At 68.8% G+C, this 8732-nt stretch carries 10 protein-coding genes and 2 pseudogenes; 8 read left to right on the top strand and 4 right to left on the bottom strand.

Annotation, left to right across the window (positions count from 1 at the left end):
• On the top strand, positions 1-520 hold a 520-nt coding region (locus D477_RS22675), incomplete at its 5' end, for a hypothetical protein (RefSeq protein ID WP_005269258.1).
• Here the strand turns inward: D477_RS22675 and D477_RS11380 are convergent.
• The 3 genes and pseudogenes from D477_RS11380 to purD all read right to left on the bottom strand — a co-directional run.
• Positions 498-1391: a phosphoribosylaminoimidazolesuccinocarboxamide synthase gene (locus tag D477_RS11380; protein ID WP_005269251.1), complete on the bottom strand. Its 894-nt coding sequence runs from the start codon at positions 1389-1391 to the stop codon at positions 498-500. The two genes, D477_RS22675 and D477_RS11380, sit on opposite strands and share 23 nt — an antisense overlap.
• Entirely contained in the window at positions 1388-1675 is a 288-nt protein-coding gene (locus D477_RS23280; RefSeq protein WP_237740774.1) for a phosphoribosylglycinamide synthetase C domain-containing protein, read from the bottom strand. Before D477_RS23280 ends, D477_RS11380 begins: the two co-directional genes overlap by 4 nt.
• A gap of 225 nt (positions 1676-1900) precedes the next feature.
• Positions 1901-2859, bottom strand: a pseudogene (gene purD, locus D477_RS23275) (phosphoribosylamine--glycine ligase); the annotation flags it as partial.
• On the opposite strand from purD, the pseudogene D477_RS11370 reads away from it, so the two are divergent.
• The 6 genes and pseudogenes from D477_RS11370 to D477_RS11345 all read left to right on the top strand — a co-directional run bounded on the left by D477_RS11370 (position 2782) and on the right by D477_RS11345 (position 7883).
• Positions 2782-3784: pseudogene (locus tag D477_RS11370) on the top strand (asparaginase). The pseudogenes purD and D477_RS11370 sit on opposite strands and share 78 nt — an antisense overlap.
• Positions 3785-3792: 8 nt before the next feature.
• Positions 3793-4149, top strand: coding sequence for a sterol carrier family protein (locus tag D477_RS11365; protein ID WP_005269249.1), 357 nt, complete (start codon positions 3793-3795; stop codon positions 4147-4149).
• A gap of 41 nt (positions 4150-4190) precedes the next feature.
• The gene (locus D477_RS11360; RefSeq protein ID WP_005269247.1) at positions 4191-4565 is read left to right on the top strand and encodes a hypothetical protein; all 375 of its coding nucleotides are present in this window, start codon (positions 4191-4193) and stop codon (positions 4563-4565) included.
• 50 nt (positions 4566-4615) lie between these two features.
• Complete coding sequence (purF, locus tag D477_RS11355; protein WP_005269245.1) at positions 4616-6172, top strand: amidophosphoribosyltransferase; 1557 nt, start codon at positions 4616-4618, stop codon at positions 6170-6172.
• Positions 6169-7290, top strand: coding sequence for a phosphoribosylformylglycinamidine cyclo-ligase (gene purM / locus D477_RS11350; RefSeq protein WP_005269241.1), 1122 nt, complete (start codon positions 6169-6171; stop codon positions 7288-7290). The genes purF and purM overlap by 4 nt, the downstream gene beginning before the upstream one ends.
• 122 nt (positions 7291-7412) lie before the next feature.
• On the top strand, positions 7413-7883 hold the full coding sequence (locus D477_RS11345; protein WP_005269239.1) for a 2'-5' RNA ligase family protein: 471 nt from the start codon (positions 7413-7415) through the stop codon (positions 7881-7883).
• 83 nt (positions 7884-7966) lie between these two features.
• Here the strand turns inward: D477_RS11345 and D477_RS11340 are convergent, their stop codons facing one another.
• The gene (locus tag D477_RS11340) at positions 7967-8197 is read right to left on the bottom strand and encodes a DUF3073 domain-containing protein (RefSeq protein WP_043846672.1); all 231 of its coding nucleotides are present in this window, start codon (positions 8195-8197) and stop codon (positions 7967-7969) included.
• Between the two features lie 293 nt (positions 8198-8490).
• Between D477_RS11340 and D477_RS11335 the strand changes: the two genes are divergently transcribed.
• Positions 8491-8732: hypothetical protein (locus tag D477_RS11335; RefSeq protein ID WP_005269236.1), on the top strand; the 242-nt coding region annotated here is incomplete at its 3' end.

Genomic DNA, 8732 nt, shown 5'->3' with positions numbered 1-8732 from the left:
AGCAACCGGCCGGGCCGCTGCGGCCGCCGCCAAGGCCGAGGCCGCTCCGGACACCGCCTTCTGGTACTGCTTCGCCGGCGCCGCCGCTGCCGCCGTCCCGCTGCTGTGGGCCTATTCGGTCAGCCCCGCCGGCGGCGGCACCGTGCTCGCGCTGCTGCTGCTCGCCGCGCTACCCGCTGCCGGCCATGTCCGCAGCAGCAGGCAATCCCGCTGCACCGGGCAGCCTGACCCCGCTTGGCGGGCGGCAGCAGAACGCCACGCGGTCCTGGCTGCACGCTGGCTGGAGTATGAACTGGACCCTGCTCCCCTGCCGGAGACACAAGCCCTGACCGACGTCACTGTGCCGGAGACAGCGGCCATGGTGCGGGCGATGGGCCGCGCCAACCAGCTGCGGCCGGACCCGCAGCAGCCGCCCGCGCAGCACCGCACCTCGGCCTACATCCGGGCTGTCGCGGAGTTCGCGCGCCGGCTGGAAGCGGCCGAGGCTGCGGCCGGGATCAGGCGAACTGCCGGCCGGTAAGCCGCTCGTACGCCTCCACGTAGCGGCCGCGGGTCCGCTCAACGATGTCTTCGGGCAAGGCCGGCGGCGGCACATCGGATTTCCGGTCCCAGCCGGACGCTGCCGAGGTCAGCCAGTCGCGGACGAACTGCTTGTCGAAGGACGGCTGCGCCTGGCCGGGTTCGTACGTGGCGGCATCCCAGAACCGGGACGAATCCGGCGTGAGCACCTCATCGCCCAACGTAATCTCGCCGGTCGCCGGATCCGTGCCGAACTCGACCTTGGTGTCGGCGAGGATGATGCCCCGGTTGCGTGCGATCTCCTCCGCGCGCCGATAGATCTCCAGCGTCTTGTCGCGCAGTTTGGCGGCGATGTCGTCGCCCACGATGGCCACCACGTCGTCGTACGTGATGTTCTCGTCGTGCTCGCCCACCTCGGCCTTCGCGGACGGGGTGAAGATGGCAGGCTCCAGCCGCGAGCCGTCCACCAGCCCGCCGGGCAGCGGGAGGGCGCAGACAGTGCCCGACTCGCGGTATTCGGCCAGCCCGGAGCCGGTGAGGTAGCCGCGGGCGATGCACTCGACCGGGAACATGTCCAGCTTGCGGCAGACCATGGCCCGTCCGGCCACCGCGTCAGGCACGTCGGTGGAGACCACATGGTTCGCCACGCCGTCGAGCTGTTCGAACCACCAGAGGCTCAGCTGGGTCAGGATCCGGCCCTTGTCCGGAATCGGGGTTTCCAGCACATGGTCGTAGGCACTGATCCGGTCGCTCGCGACGACCAGCACCGTGTCCGCCTCGGCAACCCCGGCCGGCACATACAGGTCGCGGACCTTGCCGGAATAGACGTGCGTCCAGCCCGGCAGCTCAAGGTGTCCGGGGTCGAAGTTCATGCCTGCTCCTTCGCGGTTTCGGTCCGGCTGCGCTGGGCCGGAATGCTGATTCCGCCGTTCGCGGCCTTCAGGGCAATGTCGGAACGGTGCTGGGAACCGTCCAGATGGATCAGTTCCACTCCCTCGTATGCCTTCTCGCGGGCGTCCACCAGGTCTTCGCCGAGGGCGACGACGGCGAGCACCCGCCCGCCGGAGCTGACCACCTTGCGGTTGTCATCCAGTTTGGTCCCCGCGTGGATGACGTGCACCCCGTCGAGGGCGTTGGCCTTGTTCAGCCCGCGCACCCGGTCCCCCGAGCGCGGGGTACCCGGGTAGTTCTCGGCCGCGACCACCACTGCGACGGCGCTCTGTTTGGACCAGCGCAGCTGCTCATGCTCGTCCAGCTGGCCCTTCGCCGCAGCCAGCAGCAGCCCACCCAGCGGTGTGCGCAGCCGAGCCAGCACGGCCTGGGTTTCCGGGTCCCCGAAGCGCGCGTTGAACTCGATCACGCGCAGCCCCCGGCTCGTGACGGCCAGGCCGCAGTAGAGCACTCCCACGAAGGGCGTTCCCCGGTTGGCCATCTCCGCGATGGTCGGCAGGGCGACGCGCTCCATGACCTCGTCCACGAAGCCTGCGGGAGCCACTCCAGCGGCGTGTACGCTCCCATGCCGCCAGTGTTCGGGCCCTCGTCGCCGTCGAAAATCCGTTTGAAATCCTGGGCCGGGACCAGCGGAACCGCGCGTTCGCCGTCGGAAATGACGAAGAGCGAGACCTCGGGGCCGTCCAGGTACTCCTCGATGACCACCTGCCCGCCGGCGTCGAAACAGGACTGGGCGTGGGCCAGCGCCTCGCCGCGGTCGGACGTCACGACCACGCCCTTGCCGGCAGCCAGCCCGTCGTCCTTCACCACGAACGGTGCACCGAAGGTGTCCAGCGCTGCGGCCGCCTCGTCCAGGTCCGTCGCCACGCGGGCCATCGCCGTGGGCACGTTCGCGGCGGCCATGACCTGCTTGGCGAACGCCTTGGACCCTTCCAGCCGGGCGGCTTCCTTGCTCGGGCCGAAGACCGGGATTCCCGCCTCGCGGAGCGGATCCGCCACTCCGGCAGCGAGCGGCGCCTCCGGTCCCACTACGACCAGGTCCGACTCGAGCTTCCGGGCCAGCGCCAGCACAGCCTCCGGGTCGTTGGCGTCAATGGCGTGGGTGGCAACGATCTGCGCGATGCCGGCGTTGCCTGGGGCGGCGTGGACCTCCGTGACATACGGATCTTCCAGTAGCGAGCGGACAATTGCGTGTTCGCGGCCACCGGGGCCGATCACAAGTACCTTCACAAGGTCTAAGCCTACTGGCCCGGACCGCGGCCCCCGAAGTTGTTTCTGCTCCCCTCGCAGGCTGCACCTAGACTGGGTGCCATGCCCGAAACCATCAAGGCCGCCGACGCGGTGGAACTGGCCGCAGTCGAGCGGAACGGCTTCGTCGAATCCAGGCATTTGGGTTCGGCCGTTGTCATGGCCGCCGACGGAACCGTGGTCACCGAGCTAGGCGACATTGCGGCCCCGATTTTCCCGCGTTCGACGCTCAAGCCGTTCCAGGCGCTGGCCGCCATGCAGTCGGGTGTCCCGCTCCGCGGTGCCCAGGTGGCGCTGGCCTGCGGCAGCCATGTGGGCTCCTTCGAGCACATGGACGTCGTCGAGGGCATGCTCAAAGCCGCGGGATTGGGCCCGCAGGATCTGCGCTGCCCGGCGGCCTGGCCCAGGGACGAGCAGGCGCGGGCTTGGCTGGTGCGCACCGAGCGCAACAAGCAGCGCGTGGCCTTCAACTGCTCGGGCAAGCACGCTGCGTTCCTCTGGGCCTGCACCGAGAACGGCTGGGATACCAGTGCCTACCTGGACCCGAACCATCCGCTGCAGCGCCGGGTGATGGACGTCGTGTCCGAATACACCGGCGAAGCCATCCGGCACCTTGGCGTGGACGGCTGCGGCGCGCCGGTTCCGGCGGTTTCGCTGACCGGCCTCGCCCGCGCCGTCGGCAAGCTCGCCAAGCTCCGGCGGACCGCAACGCCGACGCCCGGGCCGCGACCGTTGCCACCGCGATGCTGGACTATCCGTGGGGTGTGCAGGGCCACGGCCGGGAGAACACGATCGTGATGGAGGAACTGGGCATCCTCGCCAAACTTGGCGCCGAGGGCGTCATGGTGATGGGCACTGACACCGGTGTCTCCGTCGCCGTGAAGGTCCTGGACGGCTCGGGCCGCGCCGGCTCGCTGGTCGCGCTGACGCTGCTGGCGGCCGCCGGGGCCATCGACCCCGCCCGGGTCGGCCCGTGCTGGAGAAAGTGGTCAAGCCGGTGCTCGGCGGCGGCGGGCCGGTTGGCCGGATCAGGCTTGCGGCGCCGGTCATGGCGCTGCTGGACTAGGGCAGGCCATGGGAGTACGACGGCGGATCGCGCCTGCCGAGGGCCAGGCCGCCCTGCGCGCGTGGCAGCAGGGATCGGCTGACCGGAAGACGACGGCCACGGCGGTGCGCTTCAGCCTGGAGGAACTGGCCGAGCGGGCCCCCGGCAACAGCGTCGAGGTGCGCGTGCCGCCCTTCGGAGTGGCCCAGTGCATTGCCGGGCCCCGGCACACCCGCGGGACGCCGCCAAACGTCGTCGAGTGTGATCCGGCGACCTGGCTCGCCCTGGTGACGGGCGCGCAGGACTGGCCTGCCGCCGTCGAACGCGGAAAGGTGGCAGCCTCCGGGCTGCGCGCCGAACTCTCCGGCCTGCTGCCGCTCTTCTAAGGGAGGCAGACCCGCTCCCGCCGGACGGTAGGCTTAACCGCATGAGTTCTGAGCACGTCCCCGCCGGATCCGAATCCCGGCAGTCCCGTGAAGTCCGAGTCCGCCGCGCCCCGAAATTCGGACCGTTCATGGGCGCAGGCGTTGTGCTCGGCATCATCCTCGCCGCGGTGTCGGCCTACACAGGGCCGGAGAACGCCGAATTCACGCGGAACTCGGTTTTCGGCTTCCTCGCCGTCGTGTTCGGCGCCATCGGCATGTTCCTCGCCGCCCTCATCGTACTGGTCGTTGACCGCATCAGCGTGCGGCGCAGCCGGAAGATGCTGGCCGTGGAAACCGCTGAAGAGGGCAGCGACGACGCTGAGGCGGACCGGGACGGCCGGCGGGACTCCGGAACCGAGACCGGTACCACAGCCTAGGTGCCCGTAACCGTTGTTCCGGCCGTGTCGGCGCATGAGACAATACTCGGGTGGTACGCGGTGACGGAAAACTCTCCCATGATCTTCTCCCCGGTGAAAAAGGACCCCAGGACGCCTGCGGCGTTTTCGGCGTCTGGGCTCCCGGCGAAGAAGTAGCAAAACTGGCCTACTACGGCCTCTACGCGCTGCAGCACCGCGGACAGGAGTCCGCCGGCATCGCCACCAGTGACGGCCAGCGCATCAATGTCTACAAGGACATGGGCCTCGTTTCCCAGGTTTTCGACGAAACCATCCTGAACACGCTCTCCGGGCACATCGCCGTCGGACACTGCCGCTACTCCACCACCGGCGGATCCACCTGGGCCAATGCCCAGCCCACGCTGGGCGCCACCGCCAGCGGCACGGTGGCGCTGGCGCACAACGGCAACCTCACCAACTCGGCCGACCTGTACGACAAGGTGATCGAGAAGTTCGGCAAGCCCGAGCGCGGCGAACTGGCCCAGGGCAACACCACCGACACCGCGCTGGTCACCGCCCTGCTGGCCGGTGAGCCGGGGCAGACCCTCGAGGAACGGGCGCTGGAACTGCTGCCGAAGCTGCGCGGCGCCTTCTGCTTCACCTTCATGGACGAAGACACGCTCTACGCCGCCCGGGACGAGGCCGGCGTCCGCCCGCTGGTGCTCGGCCGGCTGGAACGCGGCTGGGTCGTTGCCTCCGAAACCGCCGCCCTGGACATTGTCGGCGCCTCCTTCGTCCGGGAGATCGAGCCCGGCGAGTTCATCGCGATCGACGAGAACGGGCTGCGCTCCCAGCGCTTCGCGGAGAAGAAGCCCGCCGGCTGCGTCTTCGAGTACGTCTACCTGGCCCGCCCGGACACTTCGATCAACGGCCGCAGCATCCATGCCGCCCGGGTGGAAATGGGACGCCGCCTGGCCAAGGAGCATCCGGTCGAGGCGGACCTGGTGATTCCGACGCCGGAGTCCGGCACCCCTGCCGCGATCGGCTACGCCGAGGCCTCCGGCATCCCCTACGGACAGGGCCTGGTCAAGAACGCCTACGTGGGACGGACCTTCATCCAGCCGAGCCAGACCATCCGCCAGCTGGGCATCCGGCTGAAGCTCAACCCGCTCAAGGAAGTGGTGCGGGGCAAGCGCCTGGTGGTCATCGACGATTCGATCGTGCGCGGCAACACCCAGCGCGCGCTGGTGCGGATGCTGCGCGAGGCCGGCGCCGCCGAGGTCCACGTGCGGATCTCCTCGCCGCCCATCAAGTGGCCCTGCTTCTACGGCATCGACTTCGCCAGCCGGGCGGAGCTGATTGCCAACGGCATCGGAATCGAGGACGTCAAGGCTTCCATCGGCGCCGACTCCCTTGGCTACATCTCCGAAGACGGCATGATCGACGCCACCGAGCAGCCGCGCGAGCGGCTCTGCACCGCCTGCTTCACCGGCGAATACCCGATCGAACTGCCGGATGCGAGCCGCCGCGGCAAGAACCTGCTTGAGCGGCCGACCGTCGACGAGCAGGAGCACGGCTCCTGCGACCCCGGCCCGGATTCGGATCTGGAAAACCTCCTGACCGACGATGACAAGAAAGAGCGCGTATGACCTCCCCCGAGCAGGCCGCCAGCCCGATCACCTACGCCAGCGCCGGCGTTGATGTCGAAGCCGGCGACAAGGCCGTCGAGCTGATGAAGGGGGCCATCAAGGCCACCCACAACCAGAACGTCATCGGCGGGGTCGGCGGGTTCGCCGGGCTGTACGATGTGTCCGCCCTGCTCAAGTACCGCAAGCCCCTGCTGGCCACCTCGACTGACGGCGTGGGCACCAAGGTGGCGATCGCGCAGGCCATGGACATCCACGACACCATCGGCTTCGACCTGGTCGGCATGGTGGTGGACGACATCGTGGTGGTCGGCGCCGAACCGCTGTTCATGACGGACTACATCGCGTGCGGCAAGGTGGTGCCGGAGCGCATCGCGGACATCGTGCGCGGCATCGCCGCAGCCTGCGAAGTTGCCGGCACCGCCCTGGTCGGCGGAGAGACCGCGGAACATCCTGGCCTGCTGGGCCAGCATGAGTACGACGTCGCCGGTGCCGCCACCGGCGTGGTCGAGGCGGACGAGCTGCTCGGCCCGGACCGGGTCAAGGAGGGCGACGTCGTCATCGCGATGGCTTCCTCCGGCATCCACTCCAACGGCTACTCCCTGGTTCGCCGCGTGATCAACCACGCCGGCTGGGCGCTGGACCGGCAGGTCTCCGAACTCGGCCGTACCCTGGGCGAAGAGCTGCTTGAACCCACCAAGGTATACGCGGCCGACTGCCTGGACCTCGCCCGGTTCGAGGCCGCCGGAGTCCACGGCTTCAGCCACGTCACCGGCGGCGGCCTCGCGGCCAACCTCGCCCGCGTGCTCCCCCAGGGCCTGATGGCCACGGTGGACCGCTCCACGTGGGAACTGCCCGCCGTCTTCAAGCTGGTGGGCGAGCTCGGCAACGTACCGCAGGCCGACCTCGAGCGCACGCTCAACCTAGGGGTCGGTATGGTCGCGATCGTCGACGCTGCCGGTGCCGACGCAGCCTTGGGCCGCTTGAACGAACGCGGCCTCAACGCCTGGGCGATGGGCACGGTAGGCGCGGTGGACAATTCGCTGTCCGGGCCGGACTTTGTCCAGGGAGCCAAGGGGGTCGACGGCGGCGCTGTCCACCTCGTGGGCAACTACGCCTGATCTTCCGCAAGGCCAGCTTGCCTTGCCTGACCGTGCAGGTCTTTCCCTTAGGAAAGGACCTGCACCGTTTAAAGGGTTGGCCTGCTTGAAGGGGTGGACGGCGGCCGTGGCACACTGGGCACATGGATGCGTTCGTCGTCGTCGTTTTCGTCCGGCCGGTGGACCCGGGACTGGTCTTCGAATCCTCCCGGTGGCCGCTGCACATCACCTTGGCGCGCTTCGATTCCGCGGAACCTTTGGAGCAATTTGCCGGACGCATCGGCCCGGCCGTGGAGAGCGGCCTGGGCTATACGGTGACCGTCGGCGAGGATGATTTCTTTGGCCGCAACGGGCGCGTGCATGTCTCGCTGGTGGAACCGGACGACCGGCTGCAGGGCCTGCACGAACGCCTCCTGGACGCCCTCGGTCCTGCTATCCACCTGTTGAGCCCGCACCACACGCGCAGCCGCTTCCGACCGCATATCAGCCATACCGTCGGCCGGCTCGATCCTGGTGACGAGGTCGCCGTGCGGCAGGTCAGCCTGGTGGATATGCGTCCCGGCGGGGACCACCGGTTCCGGAAGGTGCTGGCGGTCTGGCCGCAGGCCGGTTAACAGCCTGTAGCGGCGCGCCGGAAGCACACCGCTACAGGTGGGAATTCAGTGCCCGATGATGCCGGCGGTCCTGCCGCCTGTGGTCAACCTATGCGGCGGGTGTCGCCGTCGTCGTCCCAATCATCGAATTGATCCGCGTACTTATCCTCGTACTCGGAGTAGTCCGGCTCGGCCGGTTCCTCCGGATATCGGCTTGAGGCACTCTTGGCGCCGGACAGCTCACGCTGCAGCGCAGAGTAGTCAGTGTTCGGGGTGAAGTACTTCATCTCCCGAGCCTGCTTGGTAGCTTTTGCCTTTTGACGGCCGCGCCCCATGGCGTGACCCCCTTTTTCGCGTCGATCCGGAGGTGGTCGCCCAGGCGGCGGGCGAGGCCCCGGAATAATTGATCAATTCTGTCGTACCTATAGGGTACATGTTTTCTCGTGGCCCCGTGGCCAGCGGGCGGCGCGCGAACGGCATGAGAGCGGCTGACGAGGACCTGGCGTGCCGCACGCGACAACGTTCCGGAGCCGCGGAACCTGCATCGGCCCCGGCACTTTGGCTAAAGTCGAGGCTAAAGACATTCTCCCGCATCTGCGGACCGGGTACGAGGAAGGCCAATTTCCCCATGAGCGAACAGGACAAGAAGCCCGATGGGAAGGCCTCTCCCACTAACCCGGAAACGGATCCCGGGGCGGGCTCCGGCCCCGACCTCGGGACCGGCCCTGAGGACCTCCAGCTGGACGAGCCGAAGCTCGGCCGGGCGCAGGTCGGCGAGGACGCTGCCCGGCAAGCCGAGCTCGACGGCGTCGCCGCCGAAACCGATGCTGCGGCCCGGGAAGCCAAGCAGGCGGGCCGCCTGGCCGGCGG

The sequence above is a fragment of the Arthrobacter crystallopoietes BAB-32 genome, assembly GCF_000328305.2.
Classification (GTDB): Bacteria; Actinomycetota; Actinomycetes; order Actinomycetales; family Micrococcaceae; genus Crystallibacter; species Crystallibacter crystallopoietes_A.
The sequence above is the reverse complement of the archived record's forward strand: the minus strand, read 5'-3'. Positions and strand labels throughout refer to the sequence as shown.

Excerpts from the sequence above, each read along its gene's own strand:
- purM (WP_005269241.1), top strand. The coding sequence starts at position 6,169 with ATGACCTCCCCCGAGCAGGCCGCCAGCCCGATCACCTACGCCAGCGCC.
- D477_RS11345 (WP_005269239.1), top strand. The coding sequence starts at position 7,413 with ATGGATGCGTTCGTCGTCGTCGTTTTCGTCCGGCCGGTGGACCCGGGA.
- D477_RS11365 (WP_005269249.1), top strand. The coding sequence starts at position 3,793 with ATGGGAGTACGACGGCGGATCGCGCCTGCCGAGGGCCAGGCCGCCCTG.
- D477_RS11380 (WP_005269251.1), bottom strand. The coding sequence starts at position 1,391 with ATGAACTTCGACCCCGGACACCTTGAGCTGCCGGGCTGGACGCACGTC.
- D477_RS11360 (WP_005269247.1), top strand. The coding sequence starts at position 4,191 with ATGAGTTCTGAGCACGTCCCCGCCGGATCCGAATCCCGGCAGTCCCGT.
- D477_RS11340 (WP_043846672.1), bottom strand. The coding sequence starts at position 8,197 with ATGGGGCGCGGCCGTCAAAAGGCAAAAGCTACCAAGCAGGCTCGGGAG.